The organism is Bifidobacterium jacchi (assembly GCF_009078285.1).
Classification (GTDB): domain Bacteria; phylum Actinomycetota; class Actinomycetes; order Actinomycetales; family Bifidobacteriaceae; genus Bifidobacterium; species Bifidobacterium jacchi.
The window spans coordinates 1-26,881 of record NZ_RQSP01000029.1 but is presented as its reverse complement, the minus strand read 5'-3'; the positions used below and the strand labels follow the sequence as shown (position 1 = coordinate 26,881).

Annotated in this window: 20 protein-coding genes; all 20 read left to right on the top strand. The window is 61.4% G+C overall.

Annotation, left to right across the window (positions count from 1 at the left end):
* Positions 1-176 precede the first annotated feature (176 nt).
* The 20 genes from EHS19_RS07910 to pstB all read left to right on the top strand — a co-directional run bounded on the left by EHS19_RS07910 (position 177) and on the right by pstB (position 26,334).
* A complete protein-coding gene (locus EHS19_RS07910) occupies positions 177-1,172 on the top strand; it encodes an IspD/TarI family cytidylyltransferase (RefSeq protein WP_421745450.1) in 996 nt (331 codons plus the stop codon).
* Positions 1,173-1,628: 456 nt separating this feature from the next.
* Positions 1,629-2,321: a pyroglutamyl-peptidase I gene (locus EHS19_RS07905; protein WP_151917224.1), complete on the top strand. Its 693-nt coding sequence runs from the start codon at positions 1,629-1,631 to the stop codon at positions 2,319-2,321.
* Positions 2,322-2,640: 319 nt separating this feature from the next.
* Complete coding sequence (locus EHS19_RS07900) at positions 2,641-4,242, top strand: cell division protein (protein ID WP_151917223.1); 1,602 nt, start codon at positions 2,641-2,643, stop codon at positions 4,240-4,242.
* Positions 4,243-4,566: 324 nt separating this feature from the next.
* The gene (locus EHS19_RS07895) at positions 4,567-5,916 is read left to right on the top strand and encodes a C1 family peptidase (RefSeq protein ID WP_151917222.1); all 1,350 of its coding nucleotides are present in this window, start codon (positions 4,567-4,569) and stop codon (positions 5,914-5,916) included.
* A 1,587-nt stretch (positions 5,917-7,503) separates the two neighbouring features.
* Positions 7,504-8,634 (top strand): 3-deoxy-7-phosphoheptulonate synthase, encoded by a 1,131-nt coding sequence (locus tag EHS19_RS07890; protein WP_151917221.1) that lies wholly within the window; start codon positions 7,504-7,506, stop codon positions 8,632-8,634.
* A 315-nt stretch (positions 8,635-8,949) separates the two neighbouring features.
* Positions 8,950-9,855: a LytTR family DNA-binding domain-containing protein gene (locus tag EHS19_RS07885; protein ID WP_151917220.1), complete on the top strand. Its 906-nt coding sequence runs from the start codon at positions 8,950-8,952 to the stop codon at positions 9,853-9,855.
* Positions 9,856-10,137: 282 nt separating this feature from the next.
* Complete coding sequence (locus EHS19_RS11420) at positions 10,138-11,757, top strand: carbohydrate-binding domain-containing protein (protein ID WP_241677155.1); 1,620 nt, start codon at positions 10,138-10,140, stop codon at positions 11,755-11,757.
* 802 nt (positions 11,758-12,559) lie between these two features.
* A complete protein-coding gene (locus EHS19_RS11415) occupies positions 12,560-14,593 on the top strand; it encodes a hypothetical protein (RefSeq protein WP_338325045.1) in 2,034 nt (677 codons plus the stop codon).
* A complete protein-coding gene (locus tag EHS19_RS07870; RefSeq protein WP_151917217.1) occupies positions 14,590-15,111 on the top strand; it encodes a tRNA (uracil-5-)-methyltransferase in 522 nt (173 codons plus the stop codon). Before EHS19_RS11415 ends, EHS19_RS07870 begins: the two co-directional genes overlap by 4 nt.
* Before the next feature lie 68 nt (positions 15,112-15,179).
* Positions 15,180-15,710 (top strand): hypothetical protein, encoded by a 531-nt coding sequence (locus EHS19_RS07865; RefSeq protein WP_151917216.1) that lies wholly within the window; start codon positions 15,180-15,182, stop codon positions 15,708-15,710.
* A gap of 81 nt (positions 15,711-15,791) precedes the next feature.
* Positions 15,792-16,304, top strand: a complete 513-nt coding sequence (locus tag EHS19_RS07860; RefSeq protein ID WP_151917215.1) for a hypothetical protein — start codon at positions 15,792-15,794, stop codon at positions 16,302-16,304.
* 112 nt (positions 16,305-16,416) lie between these two features.
* Positions 16,417-16,944, top strand: a complete 528-nt coding sequence (locus EHS19_RS07855) for a hypothetical protein (RefSeq protein WP_151917214.1) — start codon at positions 16,417-16,419, stop codon at positions 16,942-16,944.
* 186 nt (positions 16,945-17,130) lie between these two features.
* Positions 17,131-18,378 carry a 3-deoxy-7-phosphoheptulonate synthase gene (locus tag EHS19_RS07850; protein WP_151917213.1) on the top strand — a complete coding sequence of 416 codons (1,248 nt, stop codon included), beginning with the start codon at positions 17,131-17,133 and terminating at the stop codon, positions 18,376-18,378.
* 51 nt (positions 18,379-18,429) lie between these two features.
* Positions 18,430-19,137, top strand: coding sequence for a 5'-methylthioadenosine/S-adenosylhomocysteine nucleosidase (gene mtnN, locus EHS19_RS07845; RefSeq protein WP_151917212.1), 708 nt, complete (start codon positions 18,430-18,432; stop codon positions 19,135-19,137).
* Between the two features lie 311 nt (positions 19,138-19,448).
* Entirely contained in the window at positions 19,449-20,996 is a 1,548-nt protein-coding gene (locus tag EHS19_RS07840; protein WP_175578379.1) for a sensor histidine kinase, read from the top strand.
* 278 nt (positions 20,997-21,274) lie between these two features.
* Positions 21,275-21,979: a response regulator transcription factor gene (locus tag EHS19_RS07835; RefSeq protein ID WP_151917211.1), complete on the top strand. Its 705-nt coding sequence runs from the start codon at positions 21,275-21,277 to the stop codon at positions 21,977-21,979.
* Positions 21,980-22,275: 296 nt separating this feature from the next.
* A complete protein-coding gene (locus EHS19_RS07830) occupies positions 22,276-23,415 on the top strand; it encodes a phosphate ABC transporter substrate-binding protein PstS (RefSeq protein ID WP_151917210.1) in 1,140 nt (379 codons plus the stop codon).
* 126 nt (positions 23,416-23,541) lie between these two features.
* Positions 23,542-24,498, top strand: coding sequence for a phosphate ABC transporter permease subunit PstC (gene pstC / locus EHS19_RS07825; protein WP_241677154.1), 957 nt, complete (start codon positions 23,542-23,544; stop codon positions 24,496-24,498).
* Complete coding sequence (pstA, locus tag EHS19_RS07820; RefSeq protein WP_151917209.1) at positions 24,498-25,511, top strand: phosphate ABC transporter permease PstA; 1,014 nt, start codon at positions 24,498-24,500, stop codon at positions 25,509-25,511. The genes pstC and pstA overlap by 1 nt, the downstream gene beginning before the upstream one ends.
* A 43-nt stretch (positions 25,512-25,554) precedes the next feature.
* Complete coding sequence (pstB, locus tag EHS19_RS07815) at positions 25,555-26,334, top strand: phosphate ABC transporter ATP-binding protein PstB (RefSeq protein ID WP_151917208.1); 780 nt, start codon at positions 25,555-25,557, stop codon at positions 26,332-26,334.
* Positions 26,335-26,881 lie beyond the last annotated feature (547 nt).

Genomic DNA, 26,881 nt, shown 5'->3' with positions numbered 1-26,881 from the left:
GATAGACTGCCGTAGGATCTGAAAACAGCCTCTCAGTTTCGAGATAGGCGGCATAAGCGGTGCCGAGCAGCTGTCGAGAGGCCAAGTCGCCCCCGTCACGGCGCAAAAGTTCCGTGCAGAACCCCTGTGATATGTGTCACAGGCAACACATCCATGATTACGGTGATCATATGAGCATGAGAGAGCAGGAATCCAACGAGCCCGTCCAGCCGAACGCCGCTGAGACGCCCCGCCAGACGGCGGCTTCCATGCCGACCCCGGTCGTCGCGGTTGTGCTGGCGGCAGGTTTCGGCACGCGCTTCGACCCGGCCAACCCCAAGCAGCTGGTGAGCATTGCCAGCAAGCCGATCGTCTGCTGGAGCATCGAGGCGTTCGAGTCGTGCGACGCGGTCACCGACATTCTCGTCGTCGTCAACCCGCAGGTGCGCGGCGAAGTGGAGCGGCTGGTCGATGAGGCCGGTTATCCGAAGGTGCGCATGATCATCGACGGCGGCTCGGAGAGGGTCGACAGCACGGCGTGCGCGCTGCAGGCGCTTGCTGATGCGGGGATTCCGCCGCATGCGAAGCTGCTGATTCATGATGCGGTGCGTCCGTTCGTCGCGCAGTCGTCGATCCGTGGGTGCGTGGATGCGCTCGACCAGTTCGACGCGGCCACCGTGGCGTGCGCATCGACCGATACGATGCTGCTGACCCGCGATCTGGGCGATCGCAAGGTCATTGAATCCGTGCCGGATCGGGCTGCCATGTTTCGTGCGCAGACCCCGCAGGCGTTTCGGTTCGAGACGATTCGTCATGCCTATGACCTCGCCGCGGGTGACCCGGATTTCCATCCGACCGACGATACGCGCGTCGTCGTGGACTATATGCCCGATACGCCGGTTGCGATCGTTGCCGGCAGCGAGACGAATCTCAAGATCACCACGCGCGCCGATCTGCCCATCGCCGAACGCATTGCCGCGCAGCGCGCCGGTGGCAGTGGGGCTGATGGTGTTGGTGGCGGTGCCGGTGTCGATGGCGGTATCGGATTTGGCGGCGAAGCTGGGATCGGCGGTGGCGCCGATGTCGTTGATGCTGCTGAATCTGATGATGATCGACCGCTCACCAAGGAGGAGGTTCGCGCTCGCATGCACGCCCTCTTCGCACAGGCCCGCACCCAGACCCGCGGCCGGTAGCGCTTCTCGCCTGTGCCGTGCCGTTGCAGCCCCGGTGCATTCCCGAAGTCTCCGCGAAGTCTTCCCGAAGTCTCCGCGAAGGCTTCCTGATAGCGGCGCGGTATCGGCTACATGGTATCGGCTACATAAGCGCAAGTATTTTTCGGGATTTGCCTTGAGTTCGTAGAATCCTTGCGCTAAGCCCTGTCCCAGCGCAAGGATTTTACGAAGTTCCCCTTCTTTCCGAGAAATCCTTGCGCTAACGACCCCCTTAGCGCAAGGATTCTACGAGATGGCCGTTTTCCCCGAGAATTCCTTGCGCTAAGTGACGGCTAACGAGGCGTTTCAGTGGTCTCGGTGGCATCCTGACGCTAGCTTCACGAAGTTCCCCTGTGCAATTGTGCGGTCCGGCAATTGTGCGGTTTGGCAGCCTCGCCGCGCGATCGATCGCTGACTGCTGCACGGTAGACTGGAGTCATGCAGCAGCTCAATGTGGTGATTTCCGGATTCGACCATTATGATGGCGTCAACGTGAACCCCGCCGTTGAAGTGCCGAAGGCGCTGGTCGAGCGGGGTGTCGATCTTGCGCGCGTGGGCGCGGACGCGGATGCGGACGGCGTGTTCGATGATGTGCGAGTGAACGTGCACGCGGTCAGCATTCCTGTGAGCTTCGGTAAGGCGTGGCCCACGCTGCGCGAGGCGATCGACGCCGCCAAGCCGGACATCGTGATCGCCACCGGTCTCAAGCACACGGCCCGCGGCGTGATGCTTGAGCGGTGCGCCACCAATCTCATGGATTCGCCGAGGCCCGATGCCGAGAACGTGGTGGCACGACGCACGCCGATCAATCCGGACGGGCCGGCCGCGTACTGGACGCGACTGCCGCTGCGCGCGATTCTCAAGGATTTCACACGCGACCATATCGCCGCGTCGCTCAGTTCGGATGCCGGCACATTCGTATGCAATTCGCTGTTCTACCGTCTGATGGAATGGACGTCCACCCAGCAGCGCGTGCTCAGCGGCTTCGTAAGCCTGCCGCTGATCGATCATCATGACAAGTTCCGTCACGGACTGTCGCTGGAACAGCTGATCGCGGCCGGCCGCGACGTGGTCGGCGAGACGGTTCGCTACTATCTGGAGCCGTCGTCCGGCGACATTCTTATTGACTGATTGACTGTTTGGTTGACTGTTTGGCTGATTGTTCGGTTGGTTGACCGGCTGACCGTCTGGCTGCGTCGCCGGCGGCTCCGCTGGGTTGGCTTGCCGGCTGATGCAATGCCTGATTCGACGGCTGGTTTGATGATCGGATTGTCGGCTCCATCGGTGTGTCTCGTCTGAATCGCCGCCGCGAAGCCGCGGAGAATCGAACACGTCTTGCATCTTGTGTGCGGATTGCGAAGGTCGGCGTGCGCCGCCCGCTGTTTGCGCTAGAGTTCATCGTGTGCCTTATCAGGCTCGGGGTGTGATTTGATGGTTGAAAGGACATATCATGGCGGATCGTTTTCCGGTCGTGCTGCGCGGCTACGACAAGGAGAAGGTCGACAATGCGTTCAGGGCGGCGCAGGAGACGCTGCAGTCGCTGCGTGAGCAGATCCAGCGCGACGACGAGCAGAAGCTCGCGTTGCAGGCCCAGCTTCAGGAGGAGCGTCGCAAGAAGGCCGCTCCGGCCAACAATACCTTCGCGTCGCTGGGTGCCAACGCCCAGCAGATGCTCGCATCCGCCGAGCAGACCAGCGCCGAGCTGCTCAATCGCGCCAAGCAGGATGCCGCCGCCACGCGTGCCACCGCCAAGGCGCAGGCCGCCACGCTGATCAACAACGCCAAGCTCGACGCGCGCCACATCATCGACGATGCCAACGCCAAGGCCGCCACCATCATCGGCAATGCGAAGAACGAGGCGGATACCGTTACCACGGCCGCGCAGGAGGATGCCGCCCAGCTGCGCGCCGAAACCGCCAAGACCGTGTCCGAGCAGCGCCAGACCGTCGATCTGGAGCTGAGCAATTCGCGCGAGGAGCACAACAAGCGTCTTGCCTCCGAGCGCGCCGCGCAGGAGCGTCAGATCGCCGACATGCGCGCGCAGGCCACGGCGAAGGTCGCCGAGCTGCGCAAGAGCGCGAACGAGGAGATCACCCGCCTCAAGAGCGAGACCAGCGATCAGATCGAGGCGGCGCTCGCCGAGGCGAACAAGAAGCTGTCCGACGTGCGCGAACAGGTGTCGAAGATGCTGACCGACGCTCGTCGCAAGGCCGGTGAGATCACCGATGCCGCCAATGCCAAGGCGCAGGAGATCACCGACGAGGCCGAGGTGCGCCGCACGAAGACGATGAGCCAGGTCAGCGCCGAGGTCGAGCAGATTCGCGCCGACATCGCCGCGCAGCAGGATGAGGCCACGAAGAAGGTCGACGCGCTGCTCGCCCACTTGGAGGAGCGTCGCGCGGCCGCCAAGCAGGAGGCCGATCAGCTCATCTCCCAGGCCAAGAACGTGCGCGAGGAGGCCGACGCCTATGCGTCCGCCAAGCGTCAGGAGGCCGACGGGCAGGCCACGCAGCTCATCCGCAAGGCCGGCGAGGAGGCCGACGCGCAGATCCAGCAGCGTCGCGATGCCGCCAAGTCGGAGATCGACGGGCTGAACCAGCATATCGAGCAGCTTCAGCAGCGCGAGGCGGAGATCACACAGCGCGTCAGCGAACTGCGCACGATGTTCTCCAAGGCGTTCAGCGGCTTCGGGTTCGGTACCGGGGCTGATGGCGCTGGCGCGGCTGCGTCGGCTGCGTCGGCTGCGTCGGGTACTGCGCCGGCTCCTGCATCCTCGCCGATCGATCATCTGCCGGTGTCCGCTCCGGTGCCGATGCCTGCACAGGCCGCGGCTGCACCGGCTGCACCGGCCGCGGCTCCTGTTGCCGCGCAGCAGGCCGCTGTGGCCGCTGCCGCGGACGAACCGTCCGAAGTGGCCGCATCCGATGCTGTCGCTGCCGATGCCGTACATGCGGATTCCGAGGAAACCGCTGCTGCGTCGGCTGAATCCTCCGCTGCCGCCGCACAGCAGCCTGCCGCCGCGCAGCAGGCTGGCGAACCGGACGCGCGCTGATCCGTCAACCGGCGCATCGACAACCGGCGCATCGGCAACCAGTGAATCGGCAACCAGCGCGCGGACTCGGCGACCAGCGCGCAGGAGCGTAGTAGACTGGTAGCGTTTGTCGCATGACAGACCCCGGCACAGCCACCATCCATGGTGGCGCGTGCCGGGGTCTGTTGTGTTGACCGCGGTTTGCGACTATGCGGCATCGTCTGATCGGCGCCGCATGGCCGCTTTGCGCGGTCACCGCAGTGCGACAGTGCACCTTGCATGCACATTGATTATTGGATATTGGTCCACGCCGGTCCGCAGGGGCCGGCTGTTCGAGGAGGCACTATGAGTGCAATCACGCCGTTGAGCGACGCGGCTCTCGCATCGCTGCGTGACGAGTTTGATGGCAACGCGACGAATCGTCTCGCGATGAACGCGGTCACGATGGCCGGCATCGAGAAGGTGGCTCGCAACTATGATCGTGCGCGTCTGCTGCAGCGTCGATTCTCGACCACCGTCGACAATGGCGAGGTCACGAACCAGAACCGTTCCGGCCGCTGCTGGCTGTTCAGCTCGCTGAACGTGGCACGCTTCGTCGCCAAGAAGAACCTTGGTCTCAAGGAGTTCGAGTTCTCGCAGAACTATGCGATGTACTACGACAAGCTGGAGCGCGTCAACTACTTCCTCAAGGACGTGGCCGCGCTCGTGGCGGCCGGCGAGCCGAACGATTCGCGTCTGATCCAGCATCTGCTTGCCGACGTGATGGGTGACGGCGGCCAGTGGACGATGGCGATGAACGTGTACAAGAAGTACGGCGCGGTGCCGAAGGACCTGTTCCCGGAGACCGAGTCCTCGAAGAACACGGGTGCGATGAACTCGCAGCTGCGTCACATGCTGCACACGGCGGTCGCGCACCTGTTCGAGGCTGCCGGCGACGAGGCGAAGACCGCGCAGATCGTGGCCGATGCGACTGCGGCCGGCCATCGTATTCTGACGATTCATCTGGGTGAGCCGCCGGTTTCGTTTGACTGGGAGTGGACCGACAAGGATGGCGAGTTCCACCGCGACGGCGAGATCACGCCGGTTGAGTTTTGGAAGAAGTATGTCGGTCCGGCTGACCTGGAAAGCTACGTCTGCCTGGTTGACGATCCGCGTCGCGAGCATGCGAAGGGCAAGAAGATCGGCATCGAGCATCTGGGCAATGTGGCCGGGGGAGATGCGACCGAGTATCTCAACGTGCCGAACCAGTTCATGAAGGATTGCGTGCGTCAGATTCTCGTCGAGCAGGGCATTCCGGTGTGGTTCGGCGCCGACTGCGGTCCGTTCATGGATCGTGAGAACGGCGCGTGGGCGACCGACCTGTTCGAGTACGGCAGCGTGTACGGCGTGGACTTCGACCTCGACAAGGAGGCGCGCGTGCGCTATGGCGATTCCGCGATGAACCATGCGATGGCGTTCGTCGGCGTGGATGTCGCCGATGATGGCAAGACGACTCGTCGTTGGCGCGTGGAGAACTCGTGGGGCGACAAGATCGCCGACAAGGGCTACTTCACGATGTCCGACGACTGGTTCACCGAATACGTCTACGAAGTCGCCGTCCCCAAGGCCCTCCTCCCCGCCGAATACCAGGCCGCCCTCTCCGAGCCCGCCACCATGCTCCCGGCGTGGGATCCGATGGGCGCATTGGCCAAGTAGCATGCGAAGCATGCGCCGGCCAATACGCGAGAAGGCGGATCAAGAAAACAGCCCGGTGGGCTGTTTTCCCGCCTTCCCGGCCGTCAGGCCGGCTAGCTCTTGCGTGATATCGGCTGATGCCGATATCACGCAAGAGCGCCTGAGGCGACGGACCGTTAAGCAGACAGCCCGGTGGGCTGTCTGTAGGTCCGGCGGCCGGCCGATAGGCCGGCCGGTACGCCGAAGGTGGGATTGAGTCTGCCGTAGGCAGTCCGCTGTTGCAGTTGCATTGGCCAAGTAGCATGCGAAGCATGCGCCGGCCAATACGCGAGAAGGCGGATTAAGAAAACAGTCCGGTGGGCTGTTTTCCCGCCTTCCCGGCCGATAGGCCGGCCGGTACGCCGAAGGTGGGATTGAGTCTGCCGTAGGCAGTCCGCTGTTGCAGATGCATTGGCTATGTAGCATGCGCCTGACGTGCGGTCGGTTCGCCAATGAAGGGACTGATCGGCATGTGTCTGATCGGCATGTTTGGCTGCTGTGATCTGTCACGCGACGCAGAAAACGCACGAAAACGCGTCGCGTGGCAGACTGAGTTGTCACGCGATGCAAAAAACGCCGTTTTCATCGTCGCGTGACAAGCGCATGGCAGCAAACGTATGACATGTCGCGCAACGCTGTCTCGCTCCTCGCATCTCGCCGCTCCGACCTCGCCCGATACATCTCGCCGCGCCGTCTCGTCCTGTGCAGTCTCGTCCAGTGCAGTCTCGTCCTGTGCAGTCTCGCCCAGCGCAAGGTTTTCTCGAAATCCTCCTTGAGTTCGAGAATATCTTGCGTAATCAAGTGGCTTAGCGCAAGGAAATCTCGAAATGGCCGTTTATCTCGAGAAAAACATGCGCAACCAAGGTTCCCGGTGCTGGCTCAGTTCGGCGCAGGTTGCCAGCGCAAGGTTTTCTCGGGAAGAACCTTGATTCCGAGATTTTCTTGCGCTGCGAGGCTGCGCTGCGAGGCTCCCGGCGCAAGATTTTCTCGAAATCCTCCTTGAGTTCGAGAATATCTTGCGCAGTCAAGGCACCCGGCAGTCAAGGCATCCAGCACTCAGCGCAAGATAATCTCGGGTTTTGTCTTGATTCCGAGATTATCTTGCGCTGCGAGGCTCCCGGCGCAAGATTTTCTCGAAATCCTCCTTGAGTTCGAGAATATCTTGCGTAATCAAGTGGCTTAGCGCAAGATAATCTCGAAATGGCTGTTTATTTCGAGAAAATCTTGCGCTACTGGGAGGTACGCTGCCGGGAGGAGTGGTTCTGTCGAGCGCGGTTCTGCTCAGTTCCGTTTTGTCCAGTTCCGCTCTGTCTGATGCGGCTCTGTCGGGCCAGATCGGACGCAATGACAGACGTAGTCTGGTCAGGTGCTCCAGCAATCGTGCTCCAGCAATCGGACGTTATCGACGGCTCCTCCAATGCAATGACTATGCTGTGTCCGGTATCGTGTGCGGCGCGCGCAACGTGCATGCGCGCTGCACACACATGTTGCGCGCACATGCGCAGTCACGCGCTTAAACGCGCGCGCAGTGCAACGAGATGAGCCACGATGCGAGAGGAGGAACGACGCATGGCAGGTCTTCGCGGTCCGGACAGTTCCGAGGATGAGCGTCGATTGAGCAAGAACGCCGTGTTCCCGGAAACGGTGGATGTCAACATCCGTCAGCTTGACCCGATTCCGGCCCCGCGCTATTTTCTCAAGGAGCTTCCGCTGACCGACGAGATGAGCGATCTGGTGCTGCGCTCGCGTCAGGAGATTCGCGACGTGCTGCATGGCCGCGACGATCGTCTGCTGGTCATCGTCGGCCCGTGCTCGATTCACGATCCGAAAGCCGCGCACGAGTACGCAACCAAACTCGCCGCAGTGAATAAGGAGCTGAATGACCGGCTGCTGATCGTCATGCGCGTGTATTTCGAAAAGCCGCGCACCACGATCGGCTGGAAGGGTCTCATCAACGATCCTGATCTCGACGGTCGCTTCGATATCCGCAAAGGCATGTGGCTGGCGCGCAAGGTCCTCACCGACGTGCTGTCGCTCGGTCTGCCGACGGCGACCGAATGGCTTGATCCGATCACCCCGCAGTATATTTGTGATCTGATTAGCTGGGGTGCGATCGGCGCGCGCAACACCGAAAGTCAGGTGCATCGCGAGCTGGCCAGTGGCCTCTCGATGCCGGTCGGATTCAAGAACGCGACCGACGGGTCGATCAAACCGGCGGCCGACTCGTGCTATGCGGCCGCATTCGAGCATCATTTCCTGTCGATCAATCTCGATGGCCGCGTCATCTCCGCTGAAACCAAAGGCAATCCCGACTGCCATCTTGTGCTGCGCGGTTCGAGCCACGGGCCGAACTATGATGCGGCATCCGTGGCGGCGGCGCTCGCGGCTTTGAAGAAGTCGAAGGCATCCGGCCCAAGCGAGCACGGCCTGATCATCGACGCGGCGCACGGCAACTGCGGCAAGGACGAGAAGGTCGAGGCCGACGTGGTCGAGAACATCGCCGCGCGCGTGGCGGCGGGGGAACCCGGCATTCTCGGCGTAATGATGGAAAGCTTCCTCGTCGCTGGTCATCAAAAGCCGGCGCCGCTCGACCAGCTCGTCTACGGTCAGTCGGTCACCGATTCGTGCGTGCCGTGGGATCGTACCGAACAGTTGCTGCACACGCTCGCCGACGCGATCGCCACTCGCCGCGCAGCCTGAGTATCGGTTCACCGCGCGTACGTGTGTGGTGAACGTAGTACAGCGACGGTGATGTTGCTGCCGTCCTCCGTCTAGTGCTATTCGTGTCGCCAGAGCCGCCATTCGTGCTCAGGCGTGTGTGTCGAGGCTGCGCATTCGCCACAATCGATAGTGGTGGGCATCTCCATTCTTGCGTCCGTGCCATGCTGTGTGGAGATCGCAAGCTTTGCACGCGCAGCGTGTGCAGCGATGCGCGAACATAAGCCGCGCGTAGCCTTCCAAACATAAGTATTCAAGCACTCTGAAAGACGTAGGAGGACCTGGAAGGTGTGTGCCATGCCGCAGCGCGAGTTGTCGGAAGCTGAATGTTTGACCCGTGAACTTATCCACCGGTTTTACATGGGCGACGGCGCATGGCTGCATAATCGTTTCGCGGCTGATTTTGCAGGAATCGGCGCTCAACCGGAGCAGTATCGCATTTGCGTGGAAGACATCATTATCAATGCCGCTGCAGTACCGGATCTGGTATTCATCAACGAAGTGTATGAACAGATCGCCCAAACCGACGAGATGGTGATAGTGATGGGCCAGTACGAGGCGTACATCGCGCCCGGTCAGGAGATGGTGTTTGCGGACATGCAACGGTTTACGGTCGTGTGGCGTAAGCCGACGCCCGACAAGCAGCCCACGCCCGCTCACGACTCGCGCGACCACGCCCCCATCTGCGGCGACGGCTGGCGGCTTATTCACTGGCATTTGTCGAATCCGCTACGCGCGTCCGCTCCCGGCGAGCGTTTCCCAAATCAGATGGCGGGTGATACGTCGCGCACGATGTCGCTGATGGCTGAGCAGAAGCAGTATCGCCGTGAGATTCAGGTTCAGGATGTAAATAGTGTGGTGCGTCGGTTCCTGCTGTTCGATGTCACATATGCGGAATCGGACGGTCATAATACGGTGATTCACACGGCCGACGGCGGTTCATGCACTGTGCATCTGGGAGTGGGGGCGTTTTGCGAACGATTTGGACTGTTTGATTCGGCTGGTTTTATACAGGTTCGCCGTGGAGTCGTGGTGAACGCACTGTATGTGCGTGCGGTCGGTGAGGATGTGCGACTGGTGGACGGCACGATGCTGCCGGTGTCGCAACGTAAGTTGTCGGCGGTGCGGACTGCGTTTGCTGTTGCGCGGCGAGGCGATGCGCACGTTCGAGATTCCGCTGGTGTTGACGGCTGTGATGACTGATGTTCGCATTGACCAGATGGCTGCGTTCCTGTGGCTGATATTCGGCGAATATGAGCGGTTCTCGCTGTACTTTTGATGTTGCAAAATGGCGGAATTGCAACGATGAGAAGTTCCGCATCCAAGGGCTTTTCCTCCGTGTACATGCCAAAAGTACCTAGAACTGCAAGATATGTTCAGATGCGAGCGCTTGAGGCTTCAAAATCACAGGCAACAGTATCGCGCGCAGTGTGATGCCGCGGCCGTCATTCATGTCATGCCGCGCCGCGTTCGTGCAGTAGGGGCATGGAAAGTTTGTCTGTCCCTTTAATCGATGTTAGGTTGAAAAAGTGTCTGCTGGGCTTGCTAGTTGAGGAGTCCGACAGACGCTATGTGCGTCGGTCGGTACGCTTCTGCTGTGTTCCGAACGAACTTATAGGGAAGGGACGTTCGATGAAGAACTCGCAGCATTGGTTCAGCCGTGGTGTCGCTGCGTTGGCGACCGTAGCTATGTCTTGCGTCCTGTTTACGGTCCCTGTCGCGGTTGCCGATCAAACGGCGGGCGACATGACTGTTGAATCGGTTACTGAGTCGACACAGTCGTCACAGCGTGACGACGAATCCGTTGTTTCATTCATTAATACTGAATCCCGGCTGAACGACGCCGCACCCCAATCCGCCGCCGACACCGTCGCCGAGGAACAGTCGATGGATTTTGTGGTGGCCGGTGGCGAGTACGGCAAGGATTATGAGTACACGCCGAACACCGACACTGCTCAGTCCGGTGTGCTCACGTTGCACCCGTCGACTGAATCGGTCACGTTGACGGTGTCGATGGCAGGTTCGTTGCGGCATCAGTCCACGGCGGATTCGACTGCGACGAAAGATCGTATCGTCGTGACGCCGGTCGCCGGTGTACCAGCGAACGTCGTGTTGAAGAACGTGAAGATCAATCTGAGTAAGGATACGAATATCGACGCCGCCGCGTTCGCGCACATGTCCGGCAAGCTGAATCTCACGCTCGCCAGCAAGAGTGAGAGCAAGCTGATTTCCGGTTCCAATCATGCCGGTCTGGAGAAGAACGATATCGACGGTAAGCCTTCGGAAGCTTTCGCCCTGACCATCACGTCGGAAGGTTCCAGCAAGGCCGACTGGGGTACGTTGATCGCACAGTCGAATACCAATGGTGCTGGTATCGGCGGCGGCAAAGATAGCGGAAGCTCATATATTACGGTCGCGGGCGGCGTGATTACCGCTCAGTCATACGGCGGCGCATACAGCAGCAGCCAGGGTGCCGGCATTGGCGGCGGCTCATACGGTGCTGGCTCGTATATCACGATCGTTGGTGGTGTGGTGAACGCCCAATCCTATGCCGGTCGATACGCGTTTGGTGCCGGCATTGGTGGCGGTGCCTACGGCGTGGGCTCGCATATTGCGGTTGATGGTGGTGTGGTGACTGCCCAGTCATCCGCGAGTACCTACGATGCGTGGGGTGCTGGTATTGGCGGTGGCGAACAGCGTGCTGGTTCGGATATCAGGATTACCGGCGGACACATATCGGCTTCCGGTTATAGCGCGATCGGTTCCGGATATTTCGCTGCTGACGCCTCCGTGTCGATCACTGGTGGCTATTTCGCCGATGCGTCTGCGGATGCGTTGCCGAAGAACACGGTGTATGGCGTAGCTCCGGCCGATGATTGCGATGTCATCGCCAACGACGGCAACGACAAGGATACGTATCCGATTCGTGTGGTGTCGGTCTCTCCGGTTGATTTTGTGGTGGCCGGTGGCGAAGCTGGGGAAGAACGCCGATTATCATGTCGTGGCACCGTCCGCAGACGATGCGTCATCGACGGGTGTGCTGGTGATTCATCCGCGGTCTGCGGATACGACGCTCACGGTAACGCTGCGCGGCAGATTGCGTAACCCGTCGTCGGCGGATTCAGCCGCGACGAAGGATCGGATCGTCGTCACGCCGGTTAAGGGTGTGCCTGCGAATGTCGTGCTGAAGAACGTCAGGATCAATCTGAGCCGGGATACGGGCATCGATGCCGCCGCGTTCTCGCATACGTTCGGCAAGCTCGATCTCACGCTTGCCAGCAAGAGCAAGAACGAGTTGATTTCCGGCTCCAATCATGCCGGTCTGGAGAAGAACGACATCGACAACAAGCCGTCCGCGGACTTCGCGTTGACCATCGATTCGCAAGGTTCCGGCAAGGATGATTGGGGTACGTTGCTCGCGCAATCATACGGTGCAGAAACGTCTGCGAATGGTGCTGGCATCGGTGGTTCCTGTACGTTTGTGAACAGTGTCGGTGGTTGTCCGAGCGCTGCCGGCGGCTCCTATATCACGATTGCCGGTGGTATCGTGACGGCCCAGTCGTACAGCTCCGTCAGCTCTTCGTATGGGCATGGTGGCGCGGGCATTGGCGGTGGTGTGTCCCAAGATGGCTCGCATATCACGATTTTCGGTGGCATCGTGACGGCCCAGTCGCACGGTGCAGGTGGCGCGGGCATTGGCGGCGCCTCCAACGGTAACGGTTCGGATATCACGATTTCCGGTGGCTATGTGTCTGCTGCCTCCAGCCAGGGGAGCGCGGTTGGAGCCGGGAAAGGCGGCCGTGCTTCCTCTGTGTCGATTACCGGCGGCTATTTTGCCGATACGTCCGATGATGCCGTATTGCGGAACAAGGTATATGGAGTGACGCCGGCGGACGGATATGAAGTAATGTCCAATGCCGGCGACGATAAGGGTACGTATCCGGTTCGTGTGATGGCGGCTGCCTCGGCGGATTTTGTGATGTCGGGTGGTTCGCCGGGCAGGGCCGCGGATTATCACGTCGAACAGTCCATCGAGGGCGATCTGTCGTCGCCGGGTGTGCTGATGATTCATCCTCAATCCGCGGACACGACGTTGACGATCACGATGAGCGGTACGCTGCGGCATCCGTCGGCGGATTCAGCCGCGACGAAGGATCGCATCGTGGTCACGCCGGTCGACGGCGTGCCGGCGAACGTGGTGCTGGATGGCGTCCGGATCAATCTGAGTGGCGACACGGGCATCGATGCCGCGGCGTTCTCGCATACGTCCGGCAAGCTGACTCTCACGCTTGCCAAGAACAGCGAGAACGAGCTGATTTCCGGTTTCAATCATGCCGGTCTGGAGAAGAACGATATCGACGGTAAGCCGTCAGAAGCTTTCGCGCTGACCATCACGTCGGAAGGTTCCAGCAAGGCCGACTGGGGTAGCCTGACCGCCCAGTCGTATGCCAGTGTGACCGATAGAGTGGCGTATGGTGCCGGCATTGGCGGCGGCAAAGATAGCGGCAGCTCGCATATCACGGTCGAGAGCGGCGTGATTGACGCCCGGTCGTACGGCGTCTATCCGACTGGCGCCGGCATTGGCGGCGGAGGTAACGGCGATGGCTCGCATATCGTGATTTCCGGTGGACTGGTGACCGCCCAGTCATACGGCGATGCATCCGCATATGGTGCGTATGGTGCCGGCATCGGCGGCGGCGATGGCGGTGACGGTGTGCATATTGCCGTCACCGGTGGCACGGTGACCGCCCAGTCATACGGTGAGGCCCGCTATGTCCACGGCGCAGGCATTGGTGGAGGCGATGAGGGGGCCGGCTCGGATATCACGATTTCCGGTGGACTGGTGACTGCCCAGTCGTACAGCAAGGACGGCGAGGTGTATGGCGCAGGCATTGGCGGTGGTTACAATGCCGCCGGTTCTGCTATCAAGATTTCCGGTGGCACGGTGGTCGCCCAGGCATACAGCGTCAACAATGGTGTGGGCGGTGCCGGCATCGGCGGAGGCCATTCCTTTGACGGCGACGGCTCGGATATCGTGATTTCCGGTGGTGTGGTGACGGCTCAGTCATACAGCGGCGTCAGCGCTGCATTCGGTGCCGGCATCGGCGGCGGCAACTACGGCGATGGTTCGAATGTGGTGATCACCGGCGGCAGCGTGAAAGCGATCGACGGAACGTACAACGGCGCCTCCACCACGCCGCAGCCGACCGACGGCAAGGGCAACGACGTGCATCTGGCGGTGGTGCCGGCATCGGCGGCACAACGCATGGTGCGTTCGTGCGTGGCATCCGATGACTGCGCTGATGCGGGCGATGCATGGAGGATGGACTGGAAGATCGATGGCGCGCATGTGAATGCGGACGGCAGCGCGGACGCGAACCTGTATCTGTGGCTCCCGGGGACGGACGATCAGTTCGTGCAGGTGTCCGCGGACAAGTCGTATACGTCATATACGCCGTATCGCGCGGTGTATGCGGGCAAGAACGCCGATGGTGCGACGAATCCGTGGCAGTGGTTCTCCGTCGCCTCGTCGAGCGCGTACACGCTGTCGATTCCGAAAACCACCGTCTCAATAGATGAAGATACGACGAACAGTTCCGCAACGGTGACGATCACGAACGTCAAACTCGTCGATCCCAACCGGAAACTCTCCATCTTCGGCTCCGTTGTCAACGGCAAAGGCGACGACTGGACATCATCGGATGGCTTGAAACTGACCCGTTCCGACGGCAACGTCACGTTGCGTTCCATCGTAACCGACGACAACGGCAATCCGCTCGGCAGCGCGTCACCGTTGCGCAACAACATCAGCGACGGCGAATCCACGGCAACATTGCACTTCGCTAAACCCACGGTAGATGGCAGTCCTACGGACATCATCCCCGCCGGAAACTACTCCGCGAATCTCACGTTCACTGTTCGTGAGGAGGTACAGCAATGACCGAATCGCCGCAGCAGCGCCGCGCAATGTGGCGCATCGTCCTGACCGTACTGCTGATACTCGCCGTCGCTATTGGCAGTATCGTAGCCGGTGCCAACTGGAACCGCTGGTTCGGTGGCGGCAGCGGCAACGCGAGCAGTCAGATCGAAACCGAAGGCGAGGACTGGACCGGCGACCGACCCACCTACACCGGCAAGAAGAACACCGACACCATCGACATTCCCGGCTTCGACTCGATGACATTCAAAGCGGGCGCGACCACTCAGTCGGTGAACTTGTACAACCCGGAACAGAACACCTGCTATTTCCGGCTCACGCTTGTCCTCGCGGACGGCACGCGAATCTGGCAGTCGAAACTCATCGAACCCGGTAAGGGATTGCATGAGATCGAACTGAGCCAACCATTGTCCGTGGGGGATTACGAGGGGGTGACGCTGCAATACGAATGCTTCTCGCTGGATGACCAAAGCCAGCTCAACGGGTCGGACATCACACTCACGCTGCATGTCATCGCCTGATTGAGCACATCAGCTGAATCCAGTACTCACATCACACACAACCGAACTGCGGAAGAAAGAGAATCATCATGAAGAAACAATGCATGACCGCCGCCGTGGTGGCGATGCTGCTCGGCGCAGTCACATTGCCCAGCACCGCGCTCGCCGCCGACGGGGACACGGATCTGCAGGTGAACTACAGCCAGCCGTCGTCGTATGCGCTGACCATTCCCAAGAAGGTGGATCTCAACGTCGATGGTGGCAGCGTCACGGTGACGGCCGGCGACGTCAACGTCGCGCCGGGGCATACGTTCCGTGTGGCCATCGACAACAACGCCAAGAACAGTTTCTCCGCCGACGCGAACGGCGCCGTGGTGAGTCTGGATCTTCAAGGCGCCAAGGATGCGGCGGTCTCCGTGACCTCCGCGGTGACCATGAACGGCGGAGCGCTGACTTCGAACGATCTGACCGTCATCAGCGTCCCTGGCGGAGACGGCGTGACGGCCAGGTCCCAGCAGATTGACTTCGGTGCTCTCCAGCCCACGGCTCCCGATGCCGTCATCCGCGCCGGCAGCTACTCGGGCACGATGACGTTCGTCGCAGGCGTCACCGCCGATTGATCCATCAGCCGCATCCATCCACACCACAGATTGATTCACACCATGGGTCTGTATGAGAGACCCCATGCGAAAGGAACCGTCATGAGCAAGCACATGACCCTCGCCGGCGCGCTGATCGTCGCCGGCCTGCTGCTCGCCCCGGCCACCGCGGTCGCGGCCGATAGCAATGAACAGGCTGGCGAGACCCAGCTGAACGCCACGGTCGAATCCACGTACACGCTCACCATTCCGCGTGACACCCAGATCGCGTTCGAGACGGAGACCACCCCGCTGGATGCCCTCAAGGTGACCGGCAACGTGAACGACGAGGTCGTGACCGTCACCGCGGAAACCAGCGGAGTGCTCGACGCCACGAACCGTGACGACAAGGCGGCCATCGCGTACACGCTCAACGCCGGCGAGCCGACGGTGGCATCTCCGGAGGACGGTCTTGTATGGTCCGAGGATGAGCTGCGCGCGGGCTTCCTCAACGATGGCGACGCCAAGACCGTGCCGTTGACCGTAGCCATCGACGCCGCCGATTGGGCCGTCGCCAAGGCCGGCACCTACGCTGGGACGATCACCTTCACCGCCGAGATAACGGATGTGAAGTAGTCGCTCATCGGTGCGTTCCAACGCAACGGTGCTATCCAACAGTGCCCCAACAGTGCGGCGCGTATCCACACACGATGCGTGCCGCACATATCATCAACGGTAAGGATGCTCGATGAACCGGACCATCACAAAACTGCTCTTTGCTGGCATCGCCGCACTATTGGCCATCGTGAGTATAGTATTCGTTCCGCCAGCCATCGCAGACGAGCCGTCTCACGGTGCGACTACTGAGCTGACAGCCGAAGTGCCAAGTCATCATGCTGTTCATCTGAGTATTGCTCCTCATGCGACCGTTGTTATTGATGGCAAACCGTACACCGGCGAGACGAATGTGTTCGTCGCGCGACTGGCGACGCAAGAATACCGTGTCAAAACGGACGACGGCTATACGGTTGCGGCCTTCACTTATGACGGCGAAACCGTGAGTCTCGATGATCGAGGCGTGTTCACGGCACCTGCCATCAACCGAGACGGCATCACGCTTGCGGTTGCCGTGCGCAAACGAGCTGGCGGCTCGACCAACGTATCATCGCAACAACCGGTCAATACCGGTGCAACGGTGACACCCGTAATTGGCTTCGGCCTCGCACTGCTCGCGATCGGCTTGTACTGCGCTGTTGTACGTTCCAAGCACAACTGAGCACCCTCCTCGCTTGGGGTGTTTCCCAAAAATCTGCCTCTCAATCGCCAAACTCACGCGTATGCACCCCGGCGCGATCAAAGTGATTGGATTGAGTGGAAGCCCACAAAATCCGCATGTTCCGTGCTTGTTCCCGCGGTTCCTTATCCTTGGGGAAGATAGTGACTTCAAGGAGAACCAGACATCATGCAGCAGCAAGATTCCGCCGCCGCGCACGTGAACGACCCGCGGCAGCACCCGTTGCGCGTCGGCCCGCAGCCGCTCAACACCCCCGAGGAGCTGCGCGCGATTCGCCAGGCGATGGACGAGGGGAAGAATCCGCTGGTCGCCACCGACGTGCCACGTTGGGAGGATCAGGTTGGCATCAGCCGTATCGTCAATCGTCGCATCCTTGAACTTGAACCGCTGCCGACGCCCGCCCAGGTGCTGGCCGAACAGCCGTTGACACCGCAGGCGCAGGAGATCGTCGCCTACTCGCGCGACGAGATCCGCGCCTGCCTCTACGGTCAGGACGATCGTCTGCTGGTCATCGTCGGTCCGTGCTCGGTGCACGATCCGGCCGCCGCGCTCGACTACGCGCACCGACTGGCGAAGGTGATGAACGAACTCGACGGCGAGCTGCTCATCGTCATGCGCGTGTATTTCGAAAAACCGCGCACCACGGTCGGCTGGAAGGGTCTGATCAACGATCCCGACATCGACGGCAGCCACAAGATCAAAAAAGGGCTGCTGCTCGCCCGCAAGACGCTGCTCGGCGTGCTCGACGAGGGTCTGGCGGCCGCCACCGAATTCCTTGAGCCGACCAGCCCGCAGTTCATCGCCGACGCGGTCAGCTGGGGTGCGATCGGCGCGCGCAACACTGAATCGCAGGTCCACCGCCAGCTTGCAAGCGGCATGTCGATGCCGATCGGATTCAAGAACGCGACCGACGGCTCCGTCAAGGCGGCGGTCAACGGCTGCTATGCTTCCGCGCAGCAGCACACGTTCTTCGGCATCGATCACATGGGGCGCGCCTGTGCGGTCGAAACGCTCGGCAACCCCGACTGCCATGTCGTGCTGCGCGGATCGATTCACGGACCGAACTACGATGCCGCGTCGGTCGCCCGAGCGATGGATGACATCCGCGCGATGATGCCAGCCGACTCGGCCGCCGCCCACGGGGTGATCATCGACTGTTCGCATGGCAACTCCGGCAAGGACGAGCACCGTCAGGCCGAGGTCGTGCGCGACATCGCGCGCCGCGTCGCCGCCGGGGAGCGCGGCATCACCGGCGTGATGATGGAGAGCTTCATCGAAGGCGGCAATCAGCCGGCCGCGCCGCTCGACCAGCTCGTCTACGGCAAGTCGATCACCGACAAGTGCATCAGCTGGCCCGAAACCGAACGGCTGCTGCGCGAGCTGGCGGCGGCGGTCTCCACCCGACGCTGGCAGTGACGCTCTGGCAGTGACGTAGCGCCATACCGAAACCCACAGAAAGGACCAACCATGACCACCATCGCCATCATCGGCGCACTTGACGAGGAAGTCGCGCACATCGCCGGCGCGCTCGCCGACGTCAGCCACGACAAGGCGGCAAGCCTCGACGTGACGCGCGGCACGATCACCACCAACGCCGGAGGCACGATCGCCGTCGCCGCCACGGTCGGCGGCATGGGACTGGTCAACGCGGCCGCCACCACGCAGCGGCTCATCGACGCGTATGCGCCCGATGCGGTGATCTTCTCCGGCATCGCCGGCAACCTCAATCGCGAACTGCACATCAACGACGTGGTGCTGGGCGGCACGCTGCGCTATCTCGACACCGACATGCGGCTCGTCGGCCAGTGGGCGCCCGGCAGTGAGGACAAGCCCGTCGAGGAGTTCCATTCCGACGATCGCCTGCTCGCGCTTGCTGATGCCGCGCTGGGCGAGATGGGCATCACGCACATCACCGGCATCATCGCCTCGGGCAACTACTTTGTCGATGATCCGCGCAAGGTCGAGCAGGTCATCCGCGAGACCGGTGCCGACGCGGTGGAGATGGAGGGCGCCGCGGTGGCGCATGTCGCCGCGCGCAACGGCGTGCCCGCGCTGGTGATTCGCGCGCTGTCCGACAACGCGGACACCGACTACGAGGTGTTCAAGGAGTTCGACATCTCCGAATACGCCGACACGGCGGCCCGTCTCGCCGTCAACATCCTGCGTCGCCTGTAGTGCGGCTGCGCTGCGCTGCGACCCGCCTGTAGTGCGTTGCGGTGCGTTGCGGCGCGTTGCGGCGCGCTGCGGCACGTTTGCGCCGGCCGCCGCTGCGTCGCGCTGCTCACTCCAACCGCCCGCCACGCCGCCAGAACATGAACATACGCTGAACTTACGTAGTCGCTCGGTGAAAGTACGTGCGTCGGCCGCTACGCTGGTAAGCAATGACTGGTAAGCAGTGATTGGCAGGCAGTGGCGGTGCGCGATTGCCGGCATGCAGTAGATTGCGCAAGGCGCGCGTCGCCGAGGAATGGTGGAAAGGCGTGGTCATGGAGTGGTGGCAGATCGTGCTGATGGTGGTCGTCGTCCTGCTGATGGCGGCCGTTGCGGCCATCGTCGGGGCCATCGCCTACGCGAACGGTCGCAACGAAGGGCGTGAGCTCACCGTTCGCGCATTTCATGATGACGAGTCTCGGCAGTCGCTGTTTGGCGACGATGTGCCGATTCGCGAGGCCGAGCTCGGTTTGGTCCGTGTCATGCCCGATGCGGTCATCGTCTGCGATTACGCGGGGCGCGTCCGCTATGCGTCGCCCGCTGCGAACGCGGCTGGGTTGGTCGAGCATGATCGCATCACCTCCGACGAAGTGCGCGATGTGCTGTCGCTGACCGTTTCGGACGGCACCACTCGTGAGCGCGAGGTGACGATTCCGTTGTCGGTGGACGGCCGCGTGCCGTCGGATATCGTCGAATCCGACGGGCGTGGCGTTCGCGCAGGCGATGATGTGCCGTCGATGATGCGGTATCTGCGGGTGCGCGTCGGTTCCATGTGCGACGACTTGTATGCGATTTTCGTCAATGACGTCAGCGAACGGCGTCGGTTCGAGGCGGTGCGTCGCGATTTCGTGACGAACGTCTCGCATGAGCTCAAGACTCCGGCCGGGGCGATTTCGCTGCTTGCCGAAACGATTGCGGACGCCTCCGACGACCCGAAGGCGGTGCGGTATTTCGCGGGCCGTGTGTCGAAGGAATCGGCGCGGCTGACCGAGCTGGTGCATCGTCTGATCGACCTGCAGCGCGCGCAGTCCGGTGACGATCGTCACGTCGAGCTCAAACGCGTGCCGTTGCTGCCGATCGTGCGGGATGCGATCGGCGAGAACGCGGTGCAGGCCAAGGCCCGGGATATCACGATTCGGCTGACGCTTGACGGACGTTCCGTGCCGCTGGACGCAGGCGAGGGCATCGGTGGCGGCATCAGCGGTGGCGACGGTGCCGACGGTGCCACCGGCGGCGATGGCGGCGACGAGATTGCCGCGGCTGCCGCCGGCGACGCTGCTGCTGCCCACGTCGGCGATGTTGCTGCCGCCCAGCTTGGTCCGGTGGCGGACGTCGAACCCGAATCGCTCAAGACCGCGGTCAAGAATCTTGTTGAGAATGCGATCCATTATTCGCCGGAGCATACGATGGTGGTCGTTGCGGTGGCGAGTGACGGCGGGCGCGTGCTGATTCGCGTGGTCGATCAGGGCATCGGCATTCCCGCGGCCTCGCTGGGACGCATTTTCGAGCGTTTCTATCGCGTTGATCCGGCCCGTTCCCGCGCAACGGGCGGCTCTGGGCTTGGGTTGTCGATCACCCGGCATTGCGTGCAGGAGTGCGGCGGCACGATTTCGGTCTGGTCGCGCGAGGGGGAGGGGTCGACGTTCACGATCGTGCTTCCCAAGCCGAAGGACGGCAATGACGGCGATGGTGGCGATGATCATGCCGCTGCCGCCGGTAGTGCTGAGGATGGCGTTGCTGACGCAGCTTCCGGCGATGCCGCGCATCATACCGCCGCCGATGCCGCCTCCGATGATGCGTCCGACGGCAGCCGCGCCGATTAGGAAAGCCTCGCTCGCGAATGACGGGCATGCCCCCGATCGAGCCCCAATCGAGCATAGTCCACTGATTTCACTACGTAGTTGACGAAGTTTGTCACAGAACGTTCACTTAGCGGCTACGATAGGTAATCGGATGTGCCGCGTGCGGGGGTGGGCCGACGCGCACGGGAGGAAGCGAACGGACGGAACGCGGCCGGAGTGTGGCCTGACAGGCCTCCGTACGCGATGTTGTGGCATTGGTACCGGACGGTATCGATGGGCATCGGCATGGAAAGGGAATCATGACGCGAATTCTTATCGTGGAGGACGAGGAATCCTATCGTGAGCCGCTGGTCTATCAGCTCACGCGCGAGGGATACGACGTTTCGGCGGCGCAGACCGGTGAGGAGGGTCTGGAGCTGTTCACCAAGGGAGGCATCGATCTGGTGCTGCTCGATCTGATGCTCCCGGGCATCGACGGCACTGCGTTGTGCCGCCGCATCCGCGAGCAGAGCCGCGTGCCGATCATCATGCTCACCGCCAAAAGCGCCGAGATCGACAAGGTCGTCGGCCTTGAGATCGGCGCCGACGATTACGTGACCAAGCCGTATTCGTTCCGCGAGCTGCTGGCCCGCATCCGTGCCGTGCTGCGCCGCAATCAGGTGGTGGCGCAGGCTGGCGGCCAGCCGGATGACGACATTCCGCTGGTGTGCGGCGACATTTCGATGCAGGTGGGCCAGCATCAGGTGACGGTGCGCGGCGAGAGCGTGTTCTTCCCGCTCAAGGAGTTCGAGCTGCTGGAGTATCTGATGCAGAACAAGGGTCGCGTGATGACCCGTCATCAGCTCATCGACCGGATCTGGGGCTCGGACTACGTAGGCGACACGAAAACGCTTGATGTGCACGTCAAGCGCGTGCGTTCCAAGATCGAGATCGACCCGGCCCATCCGAAGTACCTGACTACGGTTCGCGGTCTTGGATACAAAATCGACGAACCAGCCGAGTGAGTGGCCGCGCATAGGTCAAAACCCGCTCATACAGCCGTTTGAACCGACATGTCGCGTCGGCGGCGGGCTCGCGGCGGGTCCGCAAAAGCAACGTAGTCGACGCGTAGCGGCAATGGTGGGCAAGAGTTCATCTACCGTTCACCGATTTTGATCGTGCAACGCTGATATTCCCCATACGCTTGTAATTGTCATGAATTACAGCGTGCGAATTGATGATGAAGGAGCTTCGGCTCCGGAAGAGGTATCGCACGCCGGCGGCTTCGGCCGCCGTAAGTGATCAAGAGGGAATAAGAATCATGCGTAACTCCATGCTCGTTCGTTCCGTCGCCGCAATCTCCAGCCTGGCCATGCTCGCCGCGCTGGCCGCCTGCGGTGACAACACTAGCAGCAACAACGCTAGCTCCAACACCAACTCCAGCGACACCACCACCGAGCAGGTCTCCGGCACGTTCAACGGCGAGGGCGCCACCTCGCAGGAGAGCGCGGTTCAGGCTTGGATCTCCGGCTACACCCAGAACAACAGCGGTGCGACCGTCAACTACAACGGCACCGGCTCCGGCGCCGGCGTCAAGAAGTTCCTGACCGGCGCCATCCAGTGGGCCGGCTCCGATGCCCCGCTCAAGGACGAAGAGGTCGAGAAGTCCAAGGCCGTGTGCGCGAACGACACCACCGCGTTCGAGGTCCCGGTCTACATCTCCGCCATCGCCATCGTCTACAACATCAACGGCGTTGACAAGTCCAAGCACATCGAGCTGGACGCCGCCACCATCGCGAAGATCTTCGACGGCAAGATCAAGTACTGGGATGACGCCGCGATCACCGGCCAGGGCGACAACAAGTCCCTGAACCTCCCCCACAAGGAGATCACCGTGGTCCACCGTTCCGATGAGTCCGGCACCACGCAGGACTTCACCAGCTACCTGCAGGATGCCGGTGGCAAGGACGCATGGCCTTACGATCCGGCCAAGGCTTGGCCGAACAAGGTCGGCATGGGCGCTAACGGCACCTCCGTCGTGGCGACCACCGTTCAGCAGGGTGACGGCACCATCGGCTACATCGACGCCTCCAAGGCCGCTGACTTCGGCACCGTCGCTGTGAAGGTCGGCGACGCTTACGTTCCTTACTCGGCTGAAGCCACCTCCAAGGTCGTCGACGCCTCTCCGTTCGATGATTCCGCCAAGGCTCCGCGCGTCGTCGTCAAGCTCGACCACCAGACCACCGAGGCCGGTGCCTACCCGGTCGCCCTCGTCTCCTACATGGTTGTCTGCCCGGAGTACAAGAAGGCCGATGACGCCAAGTTCGTCAAGTCCTGGCTGACCTACGTCACCAGCGAGGATGGCCAGCAGACCGCCGCTGAGAACGCCGGCTCCGCTCCGATGTCCGACACGCTGCGCAGCAAGGTCACCACTTCCATCGAAGCGATCAAGACCAAGTGATTCGGCCCTTTAGGGGACTGAACCGCTCCTGACAACCAAGCATCGGCTCCGAATCGCCGCCAACGCCACACCGCGGGGTTGGCGGCGATTCGGCGGTTCAGATGCGGCTACCAATAAGGAGAACTTGTGAGTGCAACACAAGTAGCTAAAGTCAAGGCTGGCTCCGAGGGCAAAACCGCGGACAAGGTCTTCAAAGGCATTGCCTACGCCTGCGGCATGTTGATTCTTGTCGTGCTCGCAGCAATTCTCGTCTTCCTGTTCATTCAGGCACTGCCGGTCTTCACCGGCGATCAGGCCAACGTTTCGCAGAAGGTCAGCGACTATTCCAACGGCACCACGAAGAACTTCTGGGTGCTGGTCGGCATCCTGGTCTTCGGCACCGTGCTGGTTTCCGTTCTCGCACTGCTGCTCGCGATCTTCGTTTCGATCGGCATCGCACTGTTCATTTCGCACTACGCACCCAAGAAGCTGTCCACCGCGCTGAGCTACGTGGTTGATCTGCTCGCCGCCATCCCGTCCGTTATCTACGGTCTGTGGGGCGGTCTGGTGCTGATTCCGTCCATTCAGCCGGTGTGGAACTGGTTCGCCAAGTACCTGGGCTGGACGTACATCTTCCAGGGCCCGGCCGTGCAGCCGTCCAAGACCGTGGCGACCGTTGCTGTGGTGCTTGCGGTCATGATCTGCCCGATCATCACCTCCGTCTCTCGTGACATCTTCAAGCAGACCCCGCGTCTGCAGCAGGAGGCTGCTTTGGCCCTTGGTGCCACGAAGTGGGAGATGATCAAGCTGGCCGTGCTCCCGTTCGGCAAGTCCGGCGTGATCTCCGCCGCCATGCTCGGCCTTGGTCGTGCACTCGGCGAGACGATGGCCATCCTGATGATTCTGTCCCCCGGCTACCTGTTCTCGGTCTTCCTGCTCAAGGGTTCGCAGAACATGACCATCGCAGCAAACATCGCCTTGAAGTACATGGAGGCCGATGATATGGGCGTGTCGGTGCTGATCGGCACCGGTCTCGTGCTGTTCATCGTCACCTTCATCGTCAACTTCGTGGCGCGCAAGATCACTGATAAGGCGGTGAAGTGATGACTACTGTGACCAATTCTGCCATCAAGACCGGCGACGACGGTTCCATCAAGTTCGCGCCGAAGATCGATTTCACGAAGTTCCAGCCCACACGCTCCTCTGTGCAGCGTCGCAAGTTCATGAACGGCTTCATGTACGGCTTGATCGTGCTTGCGTTCGTGATCGTGTGCATCCCGCTGATCTCCGTGCTGTGGAGCACGATCTCCAGCGGTGTGCAGCGTCTGACGATTTCGTTCCTGTCCGACAGCATGAACGGGGTCATCGGCGGCAAGCCTCTTGCGTCCGGCAGCTATGGCGGTGTGTTCCACGCCATCATCGGTACGCTGGAGATCACGCTCGGCGCCATGATCATCTCCATCCCGATCGGTCTGATGTGCTCGGTGTATCTGGTCGAGTACGCGCGCGGTTCCAAGACCGCCCGCACGATCAGCTCGCTGGTCGACGTGATGAGCGGCATCCCGTCCATCGTTGCCGGTCTGTTCGCATACTCGCTGTTCACGCTGGTGATGGGCCCCGGCTTCTACTCCGGTTTCCAGGGTTCCGTCGCACTGTCCATTCTGATGATCCCGACCGTCGTCAAGACCAGTGAGGAAATGATCAAGATCGTGCCGAACGATCTTCGTGAGGCTTCCTACGCTCTCGGCGTCACCAAGCAGCGTACGATCACCAAGATCGTGCTGCGTACCGCACTGCCGGGCATCGTCTCCGGTGCCATCCTCGCCATTGCGCGAGTCATCGGCGAGACCGCTCCTCTGCTGATCGCGGCCGGTCTGCCCGTCAAGATGAACTACAACCTCTTCGACGGCCAGATGGCAACCCTGCCTGTGTACGTGTACAAGCAGTTCGCCGCCGGTGCGCAGACCTGCTTCAACAAGGCCGACGCCAGCTGCGTGCCCGAGATCGCCTACCAGCGCTCGTGGTCCGCTGCCCTCGTGCTGATCATCATCGTCCTGGTGCTGAACCTCATCGGCCGACTGGTCGAGAAGCTGTTCGCCGTCAAGACGGAACAGTGAAATAGAATCCGATACACCCCATACCCAACATAAGGAACTACAAATGGGACAGCGTATTGATGTCAAGAATCTGAACATCTACTACGGCGACTTCCTGGCCGTGGAGAATGTGAACATCAACATCGAGCCGAACAAGGTCACCGCCTTCATCGGCCCGTCCGGCTGCGGCAAGTCGACCGTGCTGCGCACCCTCGACCGTATGCACGAGATCATCCCCGGTGCTCACGTCAAGGGCGAGGTTCTGCTCGAAGGCAAGAACCTGTACGCTCCCGGCGTTGACGCCGTGGCCGTCCGTCGTGACGTCGGCATGGTCTTCCAGCGCCCGAACCCGTTCCCCACGATGTCGATTCGTGAGAACGTGCTCGCCGGCGTGAAGCTGAACAACGGCAAGATCTCCAAGTCCGACGCGGATGATCTGGTCGAGTGGGCTCTGCGTGGCGCCAACCTGTGGAACGAGGTCAAGGATCGTCTTGACAACCCCGGCATCGGTCTGTCCGGTGGCCAGCAGCAGCGTCTGTGCATCGCGCGCGCCGTTGCCGTGCATCCGCAGGTCCTGCTGATGGACGAGCCGTGCTCCGCTCTGGACCCGATCTCGACGCTCGCCGTTGAGGATCTGATCAACGAGCTCAAGGACGACTACACCATCGTCATCGTGACCCACAACATGCAGCAGGCAGCCCGTATCGCCGACTACACCGCCTTCTTCAACCTGAAGGCCGTTGGTCAGCCCGGACACCTCACCTACTTCGCGGACACCACCACGATGTTCAACAACCCGCAGAACGAAGAGGCCGAGCGTTACATCTCCGGCCGCTTCGGCTGATCGTCAGGCAAACGGTCCAAGGGATCGTTTGCCAGATCAGCCTGAGTGAGGCCGAAAGGTTGAGCGAAAGGCTGGTCGTTGACTCGCCGAAAGCGAGTCCGTGCATGCCGATTGCATCCGGATAGCATGCGGATAACATGTGGATAGCATGCGGATTGATGACGCGACGGATGAAACCGTCACGTCATTGTTCGGAAAGCCTCGCCTCGCGCGGGGCTTTCCGCGTTTTGGGCATCTGACGTGCTTATGTCTCTGTGCTGAAGTCTCTGCTTATGTCTGATTCTGATGTCTCAATACATCTACGTACACAATGGTCCCTTAGATGAAAGGGCTGTCAGTTGTGTTGCTGCTGAGTGGAAAAGATGCATCCCTCGATTATGTAGAGACAGATCACTGGTTATATCAGTGACATTTCTCGTAATTGGTTAAGTGGTGTTGCACCCCTCTGACGGGACGTTGCCGGGGGCACGTTGCCATCCGACTCCCGTCTTCTTCATCATCCGATCTTGTCACGCGACGCAATAATCGCGCGTTTTCGCGTCGCGTG

Bases quoted from the DNA above. Each gene is read 5' to 3' on its own strand.
- pstB (WP_151917208.1), top strand. From the start codon at position 25,555: ATGGGACAGCGTATTGATGTCAAGAATCTGAACATCTACTACGGCGAC.
- EHS19_RS07905 (WP_151917224.1), top strand. From the start codon at position 1,629: ATGCAGCAGCTCAATGTGGTGATTTCCGGATTCGACCATTATGATGGC.
- pstA (WP_151917209.1), top strand. From the start codon at position 24,498: ATGACTACTGTGACCAATTCTGCCATCAAGACCGGCGACGACGGTTCC.
- EHS19_RS11415 (WP_338325045.1), top strand. From the start codon at position 12,560: ATGTCCAATGCCGGCGACGATAAGGGTACGTATCCGGTTCGTGTGATG.
- EHS19_RS07865 (WP_151917216.1), top strand. From the start codon at position 15,180: ATGAAGAAACAATGCATGACCGCCGCCGTGGTGGCGATGCTGCTCGGC.
- mtnN (WP_151917212.1), top strand. From the start codon at position 18,430: ATGACCACCATCGCCATCATCGGCGCACTTGACGAGGAAGTCGCGCAC.
- EHS19_RS11420 (WP_241677155.1), top strand. From the start codon at position 10,138: ATGGAAAGTTTGTCTGTCCCTTTAATCGATGTTAGGTTGAAAAAGTGT.
- EHS19_RS07840 (WP_175578379.1), top strand. From the start codon at position 19,449: ATGGAGTGGTGGCAGATCGTGCTGATGGTGGTCGTCGTCCTGCTGATG.
- EHS19_RS07860 (WP_151917215.1), top strand. From the start codon at position 15,792: ATGAGCAAGCACATGACCCTCGCCGGCGCGCTGATCGTCGCCGGCCTG.
- EHS19_RS07870 (WP_151917217.1), top strand. From the start codon at position 14,590: ATGACCGAATCGCCGCAGCAGCGCCGCGCAATGTGGCGCATCGTCCTG.
- EHS19_RS07855 (WP_151917214.1), top strand. From the start codon at position 16,417: ATGAACCGGACCATCACAAAACTGCTCTTTGCTGGCATCGCCGCACTA.
- EHS19_RS07835 (WP_151917211.1), top strand. From the start codon at position 21,275: ATGACGCGAATTCTTATCGTGGAGGACGAGGAATCCTATCGTGAGCCG.
- EHS19_RS07885 (WP_151917220.1), top strand. From the start codon at position 8,950: ATGCCGCAGCGCGAGTTGTCGGAAGCTGAATGTTTGACCCGTGAACTT.
- EHS19_RS07890 (WP_151917221.1), top strand. From the start codon at position 7,504: ATGGCAGGTCTTCGCGGTCCGGACAGTTCCGAGGATGAGCGTCGATTG.
- EHS19_RS07830 (WP_151917210.1), top strand. From the start codon at position 22,276: ATGCGTAACTCCATGCTCGTTCGTTCCGTCGCCGCAATCTCCAGCCTG.
- EHS19_RS07850 (WP_151917213.1), top strand. From the start codon at position 17,131: ATGCAGCAGCAAGATTCCGCCGCCGCGCACGTGAACGACCCGCGGCAG.
- EHS19_RS07895 (WP_151917222.1), top strand. From the start codon at position 4,567: ATGAGTGCAATCACGCCGTTGAGCGACGCGGCTCTCGCATCGCTGCGT.
- EHS19_RS07910 (WP_421745450.1), top strand. From the start codon at position 177: ATGAGAGAGCAGGAATCCAACGAGCCCGTCCAGCCGAACGCCGCTGAG.
- EHS19_RS07900 (WP_151917223.1), top strand. From the start codon at position 2,641: ATGGCGGATCGTTTTCCGGTCGTGCTGCGCGGCTACGACAAGGAGAAG.